This is a genomic window from Amycolatopsis sp. NPDC051106, assembly GCF_040682775.1.
Classification (GTDB): domain Bacteria; phylum Actinomycetota; class Actinomycetes; order Mycobacteriales; family Pseudonocardiaceae; genus Amycolatopsis.
Map to the genome: position 1 here is coordinate 1 of NZ_JBFBBQ010000051.1, position 17,920 is coordinate 17,920.

The window sequence follows — 17,920 nt, forward strand, 5'->3', positions numbered from 1 at the left end:
ACAACCCCCCCCCCCACCGCGCGGCGCCGCCGCGACCGTCGGCCGCGGCCGACGGCTGACCCCTCTTCGGGGTGTCCAGGGGCTCCCCGGTCCTGCCGAAATCAGGATCGGGGAGCTTCGGGGCGTTCGTGGTAGGCCTGGCGGGTCCGTTCGGTGTGCTTGGCCATGATCTTCGAAGCGATCTCCGCGTCTTCCCTGGCGATGGCGGTGATCAGCTCCTCGTGTTCGTTCCACGCGTCCCGCCCGCGGGGCCGGGCGATCGGCGTGTAGTACCAGCGGACCCGGCGGTCGACGAGGCCGATCAGTTCCGCGAGCACGGCGTTCCCCGACAGCTGGGTGATGAACGCGTGGAGGGCGGCGTTGGCCGCCACGAGGCCTTCGGTGTCTTCGGCCTTGAGCGCGTCGAGCCCGGCCTTCTGGAGTTCCCAGAGCCGGTCGACGTCCGCCGGGGTGGCGTGTTCGGCGGCGAGCTTCGCGGAGTGCGTCTCCAAGACCCCGCGGACACTCAGCAGCTGATCGGCCTCCTCGTCGGTCGGCAGGTGCACGAACGCGCCCTGCGCCGGACGGAGGTCGACCCAGCCTTCGCTCTGCAGGCGCTGGAGGGCTTCGCGGACGGGCTGCCGGCTGACGCCGAGGTACTCGGCCAGGTCGGCTTCGACCAGGTGCTGCCCGGGCTCGAGCGTGCGGTTGATGATCAGCTCGGCGAGGGCCTCGTAGACGACCTGGCGCAGCGGGGCGGGCCGCTCGACGCGCTTGGCGGCGGTCGAGCTGAGCGAACCCTTGGCCGTGCGGCGGCCGGACGGGCCGCGGTCTTGGAGCGGGGAAGCGGGCTGGCTCACGGGACACCTCGGAAGGGAGAGGAACGCGATGATCTGTCCCCAGGATACAGGTTTTGGTATGCAAAATCCCGAAATCTCACCCGCTCGGGAGTTTTGCCTTCCGGCCAGCCCGAACTCTGGCTTCCGCAGTGAATCCAGGATACTGTATGCAATCACGTGCTGGACCGAAGTGGGAGGCACATCATGAAGGTGGCTGTTCTCGGGGCCGGGGCGATCGGCGCCTACGTCGGGGCCGCGCTGCACCGCGGCGGGACCGAGGTGCACCTGATCGCCCGGCGGGCCCACCTCGCCGCGATGCGCGAGCACGGCGTCCGGGTGCTCAGCCCGCGTGGCGACTTCACCGCGCACCCGCACGTCACGGACGACCCGGCCGAAGTCGGCCCGGCCGACTTCGTCTTCCTCGGCCTCAAGGCCAACTCCTACGCCTCGTGCGCCCCGCTCCTCGCCCCGCTGCTCGGGCCGGACACGGCGATCGTGGCCGCGCAGAACGGCATCCCGTGGTGGTACTTCCACGGCCTGACCGGACATCCGCTCGAAGGGCGCCGCGTCGAGACGGTCGACCCGGGCGGCTCGGTGACCGCCGTGCTCGAGCTGCGGCGCGCGATCGGCTGCGTCGTCTACTGCTCCACGGTCATCGAAGAACCGGGCGTGATCCGGCACCTCGAAGGCACCCGGTTCTCCCTCGGCGAGCCGGACGGCGAGATCTCGGCGCGCTGCAAGGTGCTCAGCGCGGCGATGATCGCGGGCGGGCTCAAGGCGCCGGTCGAACCCGACCTGCGCAACGACATCTGGGTCAAGCTGATGGGCAACGTCGCCTTCAACCCGCTCTCGGCGCTGACCCGGGCGACCATGGCGCAGATGTGCGAGCACGACGACACGCGCGCGCTCGTGGCCACGATGATGACCGAGACCCTCGCCATCGCCCGCGCGGCCGGCAGCGACCCGGGCGTCTCGGTCGAAAAGCGCATCGACGGCGCCTGGCGCGTCGGCCACCACAAGACGTCGATGCTGCAGGACCTCGAAGCGGGCAAGCCCCTCGAGATCGACGCGATCATCGGCGCGGTCGTGGAGCTGGCCGGCCTCACCGGCGTGCCCGCGCCGGCCCTGCGGCACGTCCACGCCGCCATCTCGCTGCTCGACCACACCAGCAACCCGCCCGTCCCGGTCGGGGCGCACTGAACCGGAGGTGCCCGTGAAGCGCAGGAAGACCGAGCCGTACGTGCGGCTCACCCAGCCCTTGGTGCGCGACTCCGGCGTGCTGCGGCCGGCGACCTGGGAGGAGGCCCTCGACCGGGCCGCCGCCGGGATCCGCCGCACCCTGGAGTGCAAGGGCCCCGAGGCGTTCGGGATGTTCTCGTGCGCCCGCGCGACCAACGAGATGAACTACGTCGCACAGAAGTTCACCCGCGCGGTGATCGGCACCAACAACGTCGACTCGTGCAACCGCACCTGCCACGCGCCGAGCGTCGCCGGGCTGGCCCGGGTGTTCGACAGCGGCGGCGGGACGTCGTCCTACCAGGAGATCGAGGACGCCGACGTCATCGTCATCTGGGGCGGCAACCCGCGCGAGGCGCACCCGATCTTCTTCCACCACGTGCTCAAGGCGGTCCACAAGGGAGCGAAGCTCTTCGTCGTCGACCCGCGCCGGACCAGCACCGGGAGCTGGGCGCACCGGCAGCTGCAGCTCGAGGTCGGCACCGACATCCCGCTGGCCCACGCGGTCGCCCGCGAGATCATCCACTCCGGCCTGGCGAACACGAAGTTCATCGAGCGAGCCACCGAAGGCTTCGCCGAGTTCGCGGCGTCGGTCGAGCCGTGGACCCTGGAGGTCGCGGAGAAGACCACCGGCGTCCCGGCCGAGCTCATCAGGGAGCTCGCGCACACCTACGCCCGCGCCGACCGCGGGCAGATGTCGTGGACGCTCGGCATCACCGAGCACCACAACGGCACCGACAACGTGCTGTCGCTGATCAACCTCGCGCTGCTGGCCGGGCAGGTCGGCCGCTACGGCGCCGGGCTGAACCCGCTGCGCGGGCAGAACAACGTCCAGGGCGGCGGCGACATGGGCGCCATCCCGGACCGGCTGCCGGGCTTCCAGGATGTCCTCGACACCGGTGTCCGCGCGAAGTTCGACACCGCGTGGGGCTCGTCGATCCCGCCGCACAAGGGGCTCAACCTCACCCAGATGCTCGACGCGATGGAACGCGGCGATCTGACCTGCGTGTACATCATCGGCGAGAACCCGGTGCAGTCCGAAGCGGACTGTGAGCACACGATCAAGCGGCTGGCCAACGTGGACCACCTGGTGGTGCAGGACATCTTCCTCACCAAGACCGCCCAGCTGGCCGACGTCGTGCTGCCGGCGTCGGCGGCCTGGTGCGAGAGCGACGGCACGTTCACCAACTCCGAACGCCGGGTGCAGCGCGTCCGCAAGGCCCTCGAACCGCCGGAAGGCGCGCGCGACGACATCGAGCTGCTGTCGGAGCTCGCCCGCCGGCTCGGCCACGACTGGCACTACACCGGCGGCCAGGAAGTCTGGGACGAGCTGCGCTCGCTGTCGCCGATGCACGCCGGGATGTCCTACGCGCGGCTGGAAGAGCTCGGCGGCATCCAGTGGCCGTGCTACTCCGAGGACACCCTCGAGCCGACCTTCCTGCACGGCCGGCTGTGGGCCGACGACCCGGCCGAGCGGGGCCGCCCGGCGCCGTTCACCGTGCTCGAGCACAGCCCGCCGGTCGACCTGCTCACCGAGGAGTTCCCGATCCGGCTCACCACCGGGCGGCGGCTCGACTCGTACAACACCGGCGTCCAGTCCGCCGGGTTCCCCTCCCCGATGCGGCAGGGCGAGACCCTGGACCTCTGCCCGGAGGACGCGCGGTCGCTCGGCGTCGAGCCCGACGAGCTGGTCCGGATCTCGTCGCGGCGCGGGGAGATCGTCGCGCCGGTCCGGCTCGACACCGGGCTCAAACCGGGGCTGGCGTTCATGACCTTCCACTTCCCGGACGAGGTGGACGTCAACGTCATCACCATCGAGGCGACCTGCCCCATCGCCGGGACCGCCGAGTACAAGGCCGCGGCGATCCGCGTCGAGAAGCTGACCGCGGGAGTCTGACGATGGATCTCAAGCTCCTCGACGCCGTCGCCACCCGCGAGGAACGCGACGCCGTCGCCGGGTTCGCCGGCGGCGGCCGCGACCGGCTGCTGCCGGCCCTCCACGCGGTCAACGACCGGGTCGGCTGGATCAGCCAAGGCGCGCTCAACCTCATCTGCGAGACGCTGCACGTGCCGCCGGCCGACGCGTACGGCGTGGCGACCTTCTACTCGCTGTTCGCGCTGGAGGAGCGCCCGGAGCGGGTCGTGCACGTGTGCACCGACCTGGCCTGCCGGCTCAAGGGCTCCGACACCGTGTGCGACGTCCTCACCGAGCACGTCGGCGCCGCGGGGAAGGCGCGCGGCGGGGTCACGTGGCTGCGCAGCCCGTGCCTCGGCGTGTGCGAACGAGCCCCCGCGGCGCTGACGTTCCAGGCCGGCGACCCGGCGACCGCCGAGCTGCTCGCGCCGGCGACCGGCGCGTCGGCCGTGCTGGCGGCGGGGCGGGCACCGTCCGCTTCGGACGGTGCCGCTCCGGTGATCCACCAACGGGAGGGGCTGCGGCTGCTGCGCCGGGTGGGCGTGGTGGATCCGTCCAGCTTGGACGACTACCGGGCGGCCGGTGGCTACGCGGCACTGCGCAACGCCCTGCGCATGGGCGAGGCCGCGGTGATCCGCGAGGTCACCGACGCGGGGCTGCTGGGCCGGGGCGGGGCGGCGTTCCCGACCGGGCGCAAGTGGGCCGCCACGGCCGCCCAGCCCGCCGGGCCGCACTACCTGGTGTGCAACGCCGACGAGAGCGAGCCCGGCACGTTCAAGGACCGGGTGCTGCTCGAGGGCGACCCGTTCGCGCTGGTGGAGTCGATGACGATCGCCGCGTTCGCGATCGGGGCCCGCCGCGGTTACGTCTACCTGCGCGGGGAATACCCGCGGGCACTGCGATTGCTGCGCAACGCGATCGCCGTCTGCCGGGAGCGCGGGTTCCTCGGCGTGGACATCATGGGCCACGAGGGGTTCTCGTTCGACATCGAGATCCGGCGTGGCGCGGGTGCCTACATCTGCGGCGAGGAGACCGCGATCTTCAACTCGATCGAAGGCTTCCGCGGCGAACCCCGCACGAAGCCGCCGTTCCCGGTCGAGAAGGGGTTGTTCGGCAAGCCGACCGTGGTGAACAACGTCGAGACGCTGGTGAACGTGCCGCTGATCCTCACCGAGGGCGCGGCCGCGTACCGGGCGATCGGCACCGAGGCCTCGGCCGGGCCGAAACTGTTCTGCCTGTCCGGGAACATCGAGCGGCCGGGCGTCTACGAGGTGCCGTTCGGCACTCCGTTGCGTGACCTGCTCGCTTTGGCCGGCGGCGTACCCGAGGGCCGCTCGCTGCGCGCGATCCTGCTCGGCGGTGCCGCGGGTGGGTTCGTCCGGCCCGACGAGCTGGACCTGCCGCTGACCATGGAGGACGCGCGGGCGGCGAAGACGACGCTCGGGTCCGGTGTCGTCCTGGTGCTGGACGACCTGGCCGACCTCGGCGGATTCCTGTTGCGCATCGCGGAGTTCTTCCGCGACGAGTCGTGCGGTCAGTGCGTCCCGTGCCGGATCGGGACCGTGCGGCAGGAGGAGGCGATCCGGCGCGTCCTCGCGGCCGGCTCGGAGGAGCGTCCGCTGCTGCGCGAAGTGGGCGGGGTGATGCGGGACTCGTCGATCTGCGGCCTCGGGCAGACCGCGTGGAACGCCATCGAGTCGGCCATCGACCGGTTGGGAGCACTGCAGTGACCATTGTGGACATCGGAATCCCGCGTCGGCTGGTCGAGCTCACGGTGGACGGCTCGACCGTCCGCGTTCCGGAAGGCTCGACGATCCTCGACGCGTGCACGGCGGCGGGCAAGGAGATCCCGACCCTGTGCTACGGCGACACTCTCGAGCCGGCGAACGCCTGCCGCGTCTGCATGGTGGAGGTGGAGGGGTCGCGGACGCTGGTGCCGTCGTGCTCGCGCAAGGCCGAGCCGGGCATGGTGGTGCACACGGATTCGGCGCGCACGCGCACGAGCCGCAAGGTCGTCCTGGAGCTGCTGGCGTCGGCGACGGACCTGTCGACGACTCCGGACGTCGACCGCTGGATGGCCGAAACGGGCGCGGATCCGGACCGTTTCGGCCCGGACGCGGCAACTGTCGCGCAACCGGCCTTGGTGGACAACGAGCTGTACGTCCGGGACTACGCGAAGTGCATCCTGTGCTACAAGTGCGTGGACGCGTGCGGTGACCAGTGGCAGAACTCGTTCGCGATCACGGTGGCCGGCCGCGGGTTCGACGCCCGGATCTCGACGGAGTTCTCGAACCCGCTGCCCGACAGCGCGTGCGTGTACTGCGGCAACTGCGTCGAGGTGTGCCCGACGGGGGCGCTGAGCTTCAAGCGCGAGTACGACAAGCGCGAGGACGGCACGTGGGACGAGTCCCGCCAGAAGGCGACGACGACGGTGTGCACGTTCTGCGGGGTCGGCTGCAACCTGACGCTGCACGTCCAGGACAACGAGATCGTCAAGGTGACGTCCCCGCACGACAGTTCGGTGACGCACGGGAACCTCTGCATCAAGGGCCGCTTCGGCTGGCAGCACGTCGAGAAGAAGAAGGACTAGCTCAGCGCGGCCGGACCAAGCCGGTTTCGTAGGCCAGGACCACGGCTTGGACCCGGTCGCGCAGCTCCAGCTTGCCGAGGATGCGGCCCACGTGCGTCTTCACGGTCGCTTCCGACAGCACCAGCTCGCCCGCGATCTCCGCGTTGGACAGCCCGGCGGCCACCTTCTCGAGCACCTCGAGTTCGCGTTCGGTGAGCCGGTGCAGGCCGCGGGAGGTCGGCGGGCCGCCGTCCGCGACGGGGTCGGGCAGCCGGTCGGCGACCGTGTCCAGCAGGCGGCGGGTGACGGTCGGCGCCACGACGGCGTCCCCGCGGGCGACCGCGCGGATCGCCGTGAGCAGGTCGTCGGGCGGGACGTTCTTCAGCAGGAACCCGCTGGCCCCCGCCTTCAGCCCGGGGAAGGCGTATTCGTCGACGTCGAACGTGGTCAGGATGAGCACCCGGGAGCGGGGCGAGCCGCGCACGATCTCGCGGGTCGCGGTGATGCCGTCCACCCCGGGCATCCGGACGTCCATCAGCACGACGTCGGGATCGAGCTCGGCCGTGCGGGTGACGGCCGCGGCGCCGTCGGCGGCCTCGCCGACCACCGTCAGGTCCGGCTGGGACTCCAGGACCAGCCGGAACCCCAGGCGCAGCAACGGTTCGTCGTCGACGAGCAGGATGGTGATCACGCGCCGCTCCCGAACGTCCCCAGCACTCGCCAGCCGCCGCCGGGCCGTGGTCCGGCTTCGACGTCGCCGCCGGCGACGCTCGCGCGTTCCCGCATTCCGCTGAGCCCGTGCCCGCCGCCGGTGACCGGGACCGGCGCCGGGCGTCCGTCGTCGAGCACCTCGAGAGTCACCAGCGGCTCGTCGTAGGTGAGGTGGATCTTCGCCGACGTCGGGGCGACGGCGTGCTTGAGGACGTTGGTGAGCGCCTCCTGGGCGACGCGGTAGACCGCCAGCTCGACGGTCGGCGGCAGCGGGAACCGGCGGCCGGACACCGTCCACGTCGCGGGCAGCCCGGTCGCCCGGACCTGGTTGACCAGTTCGTCAAGGGCGGCGATACCGGGTTGTGGCGCGCGGGGGCTGTCGTCGCCGTTGCTGCGCAGCACGGTGAGCAGCCGGTGCATTTCGTCCAGTGCCTGCCTTCCCGTCGCCGAGACGTGCTTCGCGGCCGCCTCGGCCTGGGCGCCGTTGGTGCGGGCGGCGAACGCGGCGCCGTCGGCGAGCGCGATCATCACCGAGAGGTTGTGCGCGATGATGTCGTGCATCTCGCGCGCGATGCGGGCCCGTTCCCGCGCGGCCGCGATCTGGCTCTCCTGGTCGCGTTCCCGCTCGGCCCGCACCGCCCGGTCGTGCAGCGACGCCAGGTACGCCCGGCGAGTCCGCACGTTTACCCCGAGCGCGAAGGCCGCGGTGACGATCGCGGTGGTGAACACCAGGCGCGCGAAGAACGTCCCGAGCCCGGTGTCCTCACCGATCCCCGCCGCGGTGAGCGCGACGACCGTTGCCACCGCCGCCGCGACGCGGAACCGCTCGCGGTACGCGGCGACGGTGTAGACGGCGATCAGCACGGCGACCGTCGTCGGCGGGAACTGCGGCTCCAGCAGGTCCTGGACGACACCGAGCGTGGCCGTGAACACGAGCACGGTCAGCGGGAACCGCCGCCGGAACCCCAGCGCCGCGACCAGCGCGAGCAGGACCACGGCGAGGTGGGGCCCGCCGGCGGACCCTTGCGCGCCGACGACGAGCGAAAGGCCGAGGAGGCCGCACGCCAGCAGGAGGTCGGCGGGCACCGGGTGCCGCCGCGCCCACGCGCGCAGCGGCTCGACGCCCGGCCACGCGGAGCGGAACCCGGGGGCGAGGGAGGTGTCGGTCACCCGCCCATCATCTCCTCCCGGTCGCCGCGGGGGCACGGTTTCAGGCATCCCGCCGCTTCAGCACGACGGCGGCCGCGGCGAGCGCGACGACGACGTAACCGCAGAACCACGCGAAACCGGTCCAGGGAGCGAGGCTCAGCGCCGACGGCCGCACCGTGATCAGCGCCTGCCCGGCGTTGCTCGGCAGGTACGGCACGACGTGCGGGATCCAGCTCTCCGGGAGCACGCCGGCCAGGCTCGGGACGATCATGACCAGGAAGACGAGCGCCGCGATGGCGCCGGCGGTGTGGCGGATCAGCCAGCCGAACGCGACCCCGAGCAGCCCGACACCGGTCAGGTAGAGCCCGGCCCCGGCCACCGCGCGGAAGACGCCGGGTTCGGCCAGGCTCGTCTCGATGTCCTGGGAAGAAAGGAAAGCCTGACCGCCGAGGAAAGCCGCGAAGGCGGCGACCTCGCCGACCACGAACGTCACCGCCGCGAACACGGCCGCCTTCGCCGCCAGCACCGGCGTCCGGGTGGGGACGGCGGAGAACGTCGAGCGGATCTGCCCGGTGGTGTACTCGCCGGAGACCACGAGCACGCCCAGGACGCCGAACGCGAGCTGGACCAGGACGTATCCCTGGATGCTCAGCGCGGTCGGCTCGAGGCGCGCCCGGCTCTGCTCGGTCATCACCGGCCAGCGGTCGGCGTTCAGTGCGCAGGTGAGCCAGCCCAGGCCGATCATGCCGACCAGGGCCGTGGTGACGGTGATCGGCGTGGACTGCAGGGAGCGGAACTTGACCCACTCCGAACTCGCCACGCGGGGAAAGGTGACGCCGGTCGTCATGCGGGGTGTCCTTCGGTTTCGTGGACGCGGTACTCCAGCGCGCCGTCGGTGAGCTCCATGAACGCCTCTTCGAGCGACGCCTCGACGGGCGCGAGCTCTTCGAGCGGGATCTGGTGGCGGCAGGCGAGCAGCCCGACCTCGGCGCTGCCGACGCCGTGCACCTCCAGGAGCCCGGGGGCGGTGCTGGTGACGTCGATCCCGGGGCCGGTGAGCAGTTCGCGCAGCTCGGCCGCGCGCGGGGTGCGGACCCGGACGACGTCGGCCGAGGCGCGGCTGATGAACTCGCGCACCGACGTCTCGGCGATGACCCGGCCGCGCCCGATCACGACGAGGTGGTCGGCGGTGAGCGCCATCTCGCTCATCAGGTGCGAGGAGACGAACACCGTGCGCCCTTCGGCGGCGAGGCGGCGCAGCAGCGTGCGGATCCACAGGATGCCCTGCGGGTCCAGGCCGTTGACGGGTTCGTCGAGGATCAGCGTGGCCGGGTCGCCGAGCAGGGCGGCGGCCATGCCGAGCCGTTGTCCCATGCCGAGCGAGAACCCGCCCGCCCGCTGGTGTGCGACGCCGGCCAGGCCGACCAGGTCGAGCACCTCCTCGACGCGTCGCCGCGGGATTCCGTTGGTGAGCGCCAAAGCCAGCAGGTGGTGGTAGGCCGACCGTCCCGGGTGGACGGCCTTGGCTTCGAGCAGCGCCCCCACTTCCCGCAGTGGCGCCGGATGGTCCGCGTACGCCTTGCCGTTGACCGTCACCGAGCCCGAGGTGGGCGCGTCCAGTCCCATGATCATCCGGATCGTGGTGGACTTCCCGGCCCCGTTCGGGCCGAGGAACCCGGTCACCGCACCGGGAACGACGGTGAACGTCGCCCCGTCCACCGCCGCCCGCCCGCCGTAGCGCTTGGACACCGCACGTGCCTCGATCATCTGACTCCCTTCGTCGCGGCCGAAGGTAGGCCGGGACGACGGCGGGAACGACCGGCTGGAGGGCGATCTTGACGCGCCACCGGTGCGACTCGCGGCGTAGGCGCTACGCCGGAGGTCGTAGGCGGGTGATCAGGCGAAGCGGACGGTGAACCGGTTCTCCGGCGAGTGCGCGGCGTCCTCGGCCATGACGTCCGTCATCAGCTGGGCGATCTTCGCGAACAGTTCCGCGCCGAGGTTCTCCTCGCTGACCGCGGCATCCGCCCAGACCAGCTCGACCGGCCGTTCGACGTCCCGGTACAGCCGATCCCAGAGCGCGTTGAGGTTCCGGCCGTAGTACGGCCCGAAGTCGAGGGGGCCGGCGAGCTGGTCGTGGAGGTCCGCCTCCGACCGGATGGCCTTCCCGTCGATGACGACGCGCACGGTCTTGTCCCTTCGGCAGCCGGGAAGTGCAGCGCCCAGGTTATCGGGCAGCGGGCCGTTGACCCCGACGCAGGTCAGCAGCTATTCTCGATATGCGAAAGAAAAATTCCGGATAGTGAAATTCGAGGTCGCGATGCCAGAAGAGGGGCACTCCCTGCCGTACGTCGCCAACCTGTCGATCCTGTTCAAGGAGGTACCGCTGCTCGAGCGCGCGGTCGCCGCGCGGGAGGCCGGGTTCACGGATGTCGAGTACTGGTGGCCGTTCGACACCGCGGTCCCCGCGCGCGACGAGATCGACGCCTTCGTGCGGAGCCTCGACGGCGTCCGGCTGCGCGGGCTGAACTTCTACGCCGGCGACATGGCGGCGGGGGAGCGGGGTCTCGTGTCGTGGATCGGCCGCGAGACCGAGTTCGCCGACAGTCTCGTCGTCGCGCTCGGCATCGCCGAACGCACCGGGTGCCGCAGCTTCAACGCGCTCTACGGCAACCGGCTCGACGGCGAAGACCCCGCCAAGCAGGACGATCTGGCGCTGGTCCACCTCGCGACGGCCGCGGAGGCCGCCGCGAAGATCGGCGCGCAGCTGGTCCTCGAACCGCTCTCCGGCGCGGACCGCTATCCGCTCAAGACCGCCGCGGACGCCGTGGCCGTGCTCGACGACCTCGGGCGCGACAACGCGGCGCTGCTGGCCGACCTGTACCACCTGGCAGTCAACGGCGACGACCTGGACGCCCTGTCCACGACGCACCTCTCCCGGATCGGGCACGTGCAGATCGCCGACGCACCCGGGCGCCACCAGCCCGGCACCGGCTCGCTGGACATCGACGGGCACCTCGCAAAGCTGCAGAACGCGGGTTACGACGGGTTCGTCGGGATCGAGTACGTCCCGGAACCCGACACCGTCACGTCGCTGGCCTGGCTGCCGAAAACCCGAAGGGGACGAGCATGAAACTGGGATTCATCGGACTGGGCGTGATGGGTGCCCCGATGGCCGCGCACCTGGTCGCGGCCGGGCACGACGTCAGCGGCTACGACGTCACCACCGCCGCGGGGGAGAAGCTCCAGGCCGCTGGCGGGCGCGCCGCGACCGGGGTCGCGGACGCGGTGGCCGGGGCGGCGGTCGTGATCACGATGCTGCCGAACCACCCGCAGGTCGAGGAGGTCGTGCTGGCCTCGGGCGGGGTTCTCGACGCCGCCGATCCCGGCACGCTGCTGATCGACATGAGCACCATCCGGCCCGAGACGTCGATCGCGGTCGCGGAAGCCGCGCGGGACAAGAAGATCCGTGTCCTCGACGCTCCGGTGTCCGGCGGTCAGGCCGGGGCCGAACAGGCGTCACTGTCCATCATGGTCGGCGGCTCCGAAGAGGACTTCGAAGCCGCGAAGCCGGTGTTCGACGCGGTCGGCAAGACCATCGTGCACGTCGGCCCGCACGGCGCCGGCCAGGTCGTGAAGGCCGCGAACCAGCTCGTCGTCGGCGGCATCTACGGCCTGGTGGCCGAGGCGATCGTGCTGCTCGAAGCGTCCGGTGTGGACGCCGCCATCGGCCTCGATGTGCTCGCCGGGGGACTGGCCGGCAGCCGGATCCTCGAGCTCAAGCGCAAGTCCATGGTGGACCGCCAGTTCGCGCCCGGGTTCCGGATCGACCTGCACCACAAGGACATGGGGATCGCGCTGGCCGCCGCCCGGCAGGCCGACGTCGCGCTCCCGCTCACCGGGCTGGTCGCCCAGCTCGTCGCCGCCGGCCGCGCCATGGGCCACGGCTCCCTGGACCACTCGGCCTTGCTGAAGGTCGTCGAACAGTTGTCGGGCCGCGTCCCGGCGGAGGTGTGACATGCCCAGAATCCCCGCCATGCAAGCGGTCGTCGACGTCCTGGAGAGCGAAGGGGTCGACACCGTCTTCGGCTGCCCCGGCGCCGCGATCCTCCCGCTGTATAACGCCCTACAAGGCCGGGCGATCGAGCACCTGATCGTCCGCCACGAAGAGGGCGCGACGCACATGGCCGACGGCTGGGCCAGGACGAACGGCAACGTCGGCGTGGCCATCGGCACGTCCGGCCCGGCCGGGACGAACATGATCACCGGGCTCTACACCGCGCACGCGGACTCGATCCCGATGATCTGCATCACCGGCCAGGCCGCCACGACCAAGCTGCACCAGGAGGCCTTCCAGGCCGTCGACATCGTCGAGATCGCCAAGCCGGTGACGAAGTGGGCGGTGCAGGTCAAGGAGGCCGCGCAGCTGCCGTGGATCTTCCGCGAGGCGTTCCGGATCGCCCGCTCGGGGCGGCCGGGACCGGTGCTCATCGACCTGCCGATCGACGTCCAGAAGCAGGACATCGAGTGGGACTCCTCGATCGACTCGCCGCTGCCGGTGACGGCCGTGAAGCCCGCGGCCGCGCGGGTCGAACGGGCCCTCGACCTGCTCCTCGCCGCCGAACGCCCGCTGATCCTGGCCGGCGGCGGCGTCGTCCTCGGCGAGGCGAGCGAGCAGCTGCGGGCCGCGGCCGAGCGCCTGGACGTCCCGGTCCAGGTGACGCTGATGGGCAAGGGCAGCTTCCCCGAGGACCACGAGCTGTTCGCCGGGATGGCCGGCATCCAGACGTCGCAGCGCTGGGCGAACGCCGCCTTCCTGGAGGCGGACCTGGTGCTGGCGCTCGGCGCGCGGTTCGGCGATCGGCACACCGGCGAGCTGTCGGTCTACCGGGGTGACCGCAAGTTCATCCACGTCGACATCGAGCCGACGCAGCTGGGCAAGGTGTTCGGGCCCGACCTCGGGATCGTCTCGGACACGCGGGAGTTCCTCGACGCGCTGCTGACGGCGCTGGACAAGCGGGAAGTCTCTCAACGGCGCGAGTGGGTAGGCCGGATCGCGGAGCTGAAGGAAGCGCTTCCCCGCCGCGACGACTTCGACGCTCTGCCGATCAAGGCGCCGCGGGTCTTCAAGGAGATCAACGAAACCTTCGGCGAGGACACCTACTTCGTCACCGCGATCGGGCTCTACCAGATCTGGTCGGGCCAGTTCCAGAAGGCGCACAAGCCGCGTCACTACCAGGTGTGCGGCCAGGCCGGCCCGCTCGGCTGGGAGATCCCCGCCGCGATCGGGGTGAAGAAGGCGCGGCCGGACGCCGAGGTCGTCGGCGTGGTCGGCGACTACTCGTTCCAGTTCCTGGTCGAGGAGCTGGCGGTGGCCGCCCAGTACGACGTCGGGTTCGTGCTGATCATGCTCAACAACGAGTACCTCGGCCTGATCCGGCAGGCCGAGACCGGCTACGACATGAACTTCGAGGTCGACATCCACTACGACTCGAACGGCACGGACAACGTCAAGATCATGGAGGCGTACGGCTGCTCCGGCACCCGCGTGCACGAGCCGGCCGAGATCCGGACGTCCCTGGAGTGGGCCCGCAAGGAGGCCGAGCGCACCAGCCGGCCCGTCTTGGTGGAGATCATGATCGAACGTGAGGGCAACGCCGCCATGGGCGCCGCCCTCGACGCCGTCCGGGAGTTCGAGCCCGCGTAACACCCGCGTGACCAAAGGCCGCCGTACGAGACCCTGACCTCGTGCGGCGGCCTTTCCGCGTCCGCGATCAAGGGGTTGTCGGAAAGTACAAACCGGGGCCGTAAATTCACCCGTCTTTCAGGGGTTTTGCCGTGGTCCCGGCCACACTCCAGCGTGTGTACTTCTTGCCGAAGCAGCCCCGAAAGGACGTCCACAGTGGAATTCCTCCGACCCGCCACGCTGGCCGACGCGCTCGCCGCGAAGGCCGCGAGCCCCGGTGCGGTCCCGATCGCCGGCGGCACGGACGTGATGGTCGAGCTCAACTTCGACCACCGCCGTCCCGGCGCCCTGCTCGACCTCGGCCGCGTCGCCGAACTCCACGAGCACGGCACCGACGGCGGCCGGATCCGGCTCGGCGCGGCCGTGCCCTACACCCGGATCATCACCGAGCTGGGCAGCCAGCTGCCCGGCTTGGCGATGGCTTCGCGGACCGTCGGCTCCCCGCAGATCCGCAACCGCGGTTCCGTCGGTGGCAATCTCGGCGCGGCTTCGCCGGCGGGCGACTCGCACCCGGCGCTCCTGGCCGCCGACGCCGAGGTCGAGATCGCTTCGGTCCGCGGCACCCGGATCGTTGCGGCGAAAGACTTCTACGTCGGGGTGAAGAAGAACGTCCTGGAGCCGGACGAGCTGATCACGGCCGTGCTGCTAGCTCCGGCCACCGGGCCGCAGCAGTTCAGCAAGATCGGCACCCGCAACGCCATGGTCATCGCCGTCGCCGCCTTCGGGCTGGCGCTGCACCCGTCGGAAAAGCGCGTCGGCACCGGCGTCGGCTCGGCCGCGCCCACACCCCGCCGGGCCTTCGACGCCGAAGAATTCCTGGCCGGCGAGCTGGACTGGGACGCCCCGAAAGCCCTCAACGACTCGGTGAAGCGCCGCTTCGGCGACCTGGTCGCGTCGGCCGCCGCGCCGATCGACGACGTCCGGGGGAGTGCCGCGTACCGCCGTCACGCGCTGAGCGTGATGGCGCGGCGCACGCTGACCTGGGCCTGGGGCGAATACTGCGAAGGGAGCGCGAAGTGCGCGTGAACGTCACCGTCAACGGCGAGCACCGCCGGGCGGACAACGTCTGGGAGGGCGAAAGCCTGCTCTACGTGCTGCGTGAGCGGCTCGGCCTGCCGGGCTCGAAGAACGCCTGTGAGCAGGGCGAATGCGGTTCGTGCACGGTCTACCTCGACGGCGTGCCGGCGTGCGCGTGCCTGGTCGCGGCCGGCCAGGCCGAGGGCCGGGACGTCGTGACGGTCGAAGGGCTCGCTTCCGGAGACGCCCTGGACCCGGTGCAGGAGGCGTTCGTCGGGCAAGGCGCCGTCCAGTGCGGCTTCTGCACGCCCGGCCTGCTGGTCGCCGCGCACGACCTGATCGAGCGCGTCCCCGACCCCAGCGACGTCGAAATCCGCGAGGCCCTCGCCGGCAACCTCTGCCGCTGCACCGGCTACGAGAAGATCCTGGACGCCGTCCGCGACGCCGCCGCGAAGAAGGCGCTCCGATGAGCGCCCCGGCCCGCTCCTCGCAGGAGCTGCACGACACGATCGCCGGCGGCATCGGCGAGAGCCCGCTGCGCCCGGACGGCACGCTCAAGGTCCGTGGCGAGTTTGCCTACTCCTCCGACCTGTGGCACGAGGACATGCTGTGGGGCGCCACGCTGCGCAGCCCGCACCCGCACGCCCGGATCGTCCGCCTCGACGTCTCCCGGGCGCTGGCCCAGCCGGGGGTGCACGCGGTGCTGACCCACGAGGACGTCCCTGGCGAGAACGTCTACGGGCTCAAGTTCCAGGACACCCCGGCGCTGGCCTCAGACCTGGTCCGCTACCAGGGCGAGCCGGTCGCGATCCTCGCCGCCGACCACCCGGAGATCGCGCGGCAGGCGCTCAAGGAGATCGTCGTCGAGTACGACGTCCTCGAGCCGATCACCGACCCCGAGCGCGCCGCGCACGACGACTCCCTGCCGAAGCTGCACCCGGGCGGGAACTTGGTCCGCCACCAGCGGATCGTCAAGGGCGATCCGGCCGCGACCGCGGACGTCGTCGTGGCCGGTGTCTACGAGATCGGCATGCAGGACCAGGCGTTCCTCGGCCCGGAGTCCGGGCTCGCGGTGCCGGCCGAAGACGGCGGCGTCGACCTCTACCTGGCGACCCAGTGGCTGCACGTCGACCAGCGCCAGACCGCGAAGGCTCTGGGTCTGCCCCTGGAGAAGGTGCGGCTGACGCTGTCCGGCGTCGGCGGCGCGTTCGGCGGCCGCGAGGACCTGTCCATGCAGATCCATTCGTGCATGCTGGCCCTGCGCACCGGACGCCCGGTGAAGATGAGCTACAACCGCCTGGAATCGTTCTTCGGGCACGTCCACCGCCACCCCGCGAAGATGTACTACGAGCACGGCGCGACGAAGGACGGCAAGCTCGTCTACGTCCGGGCGAAGCTGTACTTCGACGGCGGCGCGTACGCGTCCAAGACCCCGGTGGTGGTCGGCAACGGCACCACGCTCAGCGTCGGACCCTACGATGTGCCGAACGCCCACATCGAAGGCTGGGGCGTCTACACGAACAACCCGACGTGCGGCGCGATGCGCGGGCTCGGCGCGGTCCAGCCGACCTTCGCGTACGAGTCCCAGATGGACAAGCTCGCCACGGCGCTGGGCATGGACCCGGCCGAGCTGCGGATCCGCAACGCGCTGAGCGAAGGGTCCACTGTGGTCACCGGGCAGGTGGTCGACTTCCCGGCGCCGGTCGCCGAGCTGGTCCAGCGGGTGCGCGACCTGCCGCTGCCGCCCGAGCCCACCGGCGAGCGCGACATCCGCGAGCTGCCCGGCGGCGCGTCCAACACCACCCACGGCGAAGGCGTCGTCCGCGGTGTCGGCTACGGCGTCACCATCAAGAACATCTCCTACGCCGAAGGCCTCGACGACTACTCGACCGCCCGCGTCCGGCTCGAGGTGCTCGGCGGCGAGCCGGTGGCGATGGTGCACACCGCCGCGGCCGAGGTCGGCCAGGGCCTGGTGACGCTGCAGCAGCAGATCGCCCGCACCGAACTGGGCCTGACGCGGGTGAGCGTGCACCCGGCCGACACGAGTGTCGGCGACGCCGGCTCCAGCTCCGCGTCACGTCAGACGTACGTGACCGGCGGCGCGGTCCGCAACGCCTGCCGCGCGGTCGCCGAGGCGGTCTACGCGCGGCTCGGAGTGCCTTCCGAAGGCATGTCCCTCACCGGCGGGAAGGTCGTCGCGGCCGACGGCGAAGTCGTCGCGGACCTGGCCGAACTGCTCGGGGACACGGCGATCGAGGAGACCCGCGAGTTCCACCACCGCCCGACCTACCCCCTGGACCCGGAGACCGGGCAGGGCGACGCCCACGTCCAGTACGGCTTCTCGGCGCACCGCGCGGTGGTCGACGTCGACCTGGACCTCGGCCTCGTCAAGGTGGTCCAGCTCGACTGCGCCCAGGACGTCGGCAAGGCGATGAACCCCGACGCCGTCGTCGCCCAGATCCAGGGCGGCTCGGCCCAGGGCCTCGGCCTCGCCGTGATGGAGGAGATCCTGGTCGAGGACGGCAAGGTGCGGAACCCGTCGTTCACCGACTACCTCATCCCGACCATCCTCGACATGCCGCCGATGCGCGTCGACGTCCTCGAGCGGCCCGACCCGCACGCGCCTTACGGCGTCCGCGGCGTCGGCGAACCACCCACGATCTCCGCCACGCCGGCGATCGCCAACGCCATCCGCGCGGCCACCGGCCTCGAGCTGCCGCGCGTCCCCATCCGCCCCGAACACATCACTGGAGTCTGAG

The 17,920-nt window shown here is 71.4% G+C and carries 16 protein-coding genes; 10 read left to right on the forward strand and 6 right to left on the reverse strand.

Features of this window, described 5'->3' with window-relative positions:
* Window positions 1-101 precede the first annotated feature (101 nt).
* Complete coding sequence (locus AB0M83_RS31065; RefSeq protein ID WP_364522216.1) at window positions 102-839, reverse strand: GntR family transcriptional regulator; 738 nt, start codon at window positions 837-839, stop codon at window positions 102-104.
* Window positions 840-1,022: 183 nt separating this feature from the next.
* Here AB0M83_RS31065 and AB0M83_RS31070 point away from each other — a divergent pair, with 183 nt between their 5' ends.
* From AB0M83_RS31070 to AB0M83_RS31085, 4 genes are read left to right on the forward strand one after another with little or no spacing between them, the layout of a single operon-like run.
* Window positions 1,023-2,018, forward strand: coding sequence for a 2-dehydropantoate 2-reductase (locus AB0M83_RS31070; protein ID WP_364522218.1), 996 nt, complete (start codon window positions 1,023-1,025; stop codon window positions 2,016-2,018).
* Between the two features lie 13 nt (window positions 2,019-2,031).
* The gene (locus AB0M83_RS31075; RefSeq protein ID WP_364522220.1) at window positions 2,032-3,951 is read left to right on the forward strand and encodes a molybdopterin-dependent oxidoreductase; all 1,920 of its coding nucleotides are present in this window, start codon (window positions 2,032-2,034) and stop codon (window positions 3,949-3,951) included.
* A gap of 2 nt (window positions 3,952-3,953) precedes the next feature.
* Window positions 3,954-5,699 carry an NAD(P)H-dependent oxidoreductase subunit E gene (locus tag AB0M83_RS31080; RefSeq protein ID WP_364522222.1) on the forward strand — a complete coding sequence of 582 codons (1,746 nt, stop codon included), beginning with the start codon at window positions 3,954-3,956 and terminating at the stop codon, window positions 5,697-5,699.
* Window positions 5,696-6,559, forward strand: a complete 864-nt coding sequence (locus AB0M83_RS31085; protein ID WP_364522223.1) for a 2Fe-2S iron-sulfur cluster-binding protein — start codon at window positions 5,696-5,698, stop codon at window positions 6,557-6,559. Before AB0M83_RS31080 ends, AB0M83_RS31085 begins: the two co-directional genes overlap by 4 nt.
* Before the next feature lies 1 nt (window position 6,560).
* On the opposite strand, the gene AB0M83_RS31090 is transcribed toward AB0M83_RS31085, so the two are convergent.
* The 5 genes from AB0M83_RS31090 to AB0M83_RS31110 form a co-directional block, all read right to left on the reverse strand.
* On the reverse strand, window positions 6,561-7,229 hold the full coding sequence (locus AB0M83_RS31090) for a response regulator transcription factor (protein WP_364522225.1): 669 nt from the start codon (window positions 7,227-7,229) through the stop codon (window positions 6,561-6,563).
* Window positions 7,226-8,419, reverse strand: a complete 1,194-nt coding sequence (locus AB0M83_RS31095; RefSeq protein WP_364522227.1) for a histidine kinase — start codon at window positions 8,417-8,419, stop codon at window positions 7,226-7,228. The genes AB0M83_RS31090 and AB0M83_RS31095 overlap by 4 nt, the downstream gene beginning before the upstream one ends.
* Window positions 8,420-8,459: 40 nt before the next feature.
* Window positions 8,460-9,245 (reverse strand): ABC transporter permease, encoded by a 786-nt coding sequence (locus AB0M83_RS31100; protein ID WP_364522229.1) that lies wholly within the window; start codon window positions 9,243-9,245, stop codon window positions 8,460-8,462.
* Window positions 9,242-10,165, reverse strand: a complete 924-nt coding sequence (locus tag AB0M83_RS31105) for an ABC transporter ATP-binding protein (protein WP_364522231.1) — start codon at window positions 10,163-10,165, stop codon at window positions 9,242-9,244. Before AB0M83_RS31105 ends, AB0M83_RS31100 begins: the two co-directional genes overlap by 4 nt.
* Window positions 10,166-10,294: 129 nt before the next feature.
* The gene (locus AB0M83_RS31110) at window positions 10,295-10,585 is read right to left on the reverse strand and encodes a barstar family protein (protein WP_364522233.1); all 291 of its coding nucleotides are present in this window, start codon (window positions 10,583-10,585) and stop codon (window positions 10,295-10,297) included.
* A gap of 133 nt (window positions 10,586-10,718) precedes the next feature.
* On the opposite strand from AB0M83_RS31110, the gene AB0M83_RS31115 reads away from it, so the two are divergent.
* The 6 genes from AB0M83_RS31115 (at window position 10,719) to pucD (ending at window position 17,919) form a co-directional block, all read left to right on the forward strand.
* The gene (locus AB0M83_RS31115) at window positions 10,719-11,531 is read left to right on the forward strand and encodes a TIM barrel protein (protein WP_364522326.1); all 813 of its coding nucleotides are present in this window, start codon (window positions 10,719-10,721) and stop codon (window positions 11,529-11,531) included.
* Window positions 11,528-12,415 (forward strand): NAD(P)-binding domain-containing protein, encoded by an 888-nt coding sequence (locus AB0M83_RS31120; RefSeq protein WP_364522235.1) that lies wholly within the window; start codon window positions 11,528-11,530, stop codon window positions 12,413-12,415. The genes AB0M83_RS31115 and AB0M83_RS31120 overlap by 4 nt, the downstream gene beginning before the upstream one ends.
* Before the next feature lies 1 nt (window position 12,416).
* Window positions 12,417-14,105 carry a glyoxylate carboligase gene (gcl, locus tag AB0M83_RS31125; protein WP_364522237.1) on the forward strand — a complete coding sequence of 563 codons (1,689 nt, stop codon included), beginning with the start codon at window positions 12,417-12,419 and terminating at the stop codon, window positions 14,103-14,105.
* Window positions 14,106-14,300: 195 nt separating this feature from the next.
* Window positions 14,301-15,170: an FAD binding domain-containing protein gene (locus tag AB0M83_RS31130; RefSeq protein ID WP_364522239.1), complete on the forward strand. Its 870-nt coding sequence runs from the start codon at window positions 14,301-14,303 to the stop codon at window positions 15,168-15,170.
* Window positions 15,161-15,631, forward strand: coding sequence for a (2Fe-2S)-binding protein (locus AB0M83_RS31135; protein ID WP_364522241.1), 471 nt, complete (start codon window positions 15,161-15,163; stop codon window positions 15,629-15,631). Before AB0M83_RS31130 ends, AB0M83_RS31135 begins: the two co-directional genes overlap by 10 nt.
* Window positions 15,628-17,919, forward strand: a complete 2,292-nt coding sequence (pucD, locus tag AB0M83_RS31140; protein WP_364522243.1) for a xanthine dehydrogenase subunit D — start codon at window positions 15,628-15,630, stop codon at window positions 17,917-17,919. The genes AB0M83_RS31135 and pucD overlap by 4 nt, the downstream gene beginning before the upstream one ends.
* Window position 17,920: the final 1 nt, after the last annotated feature.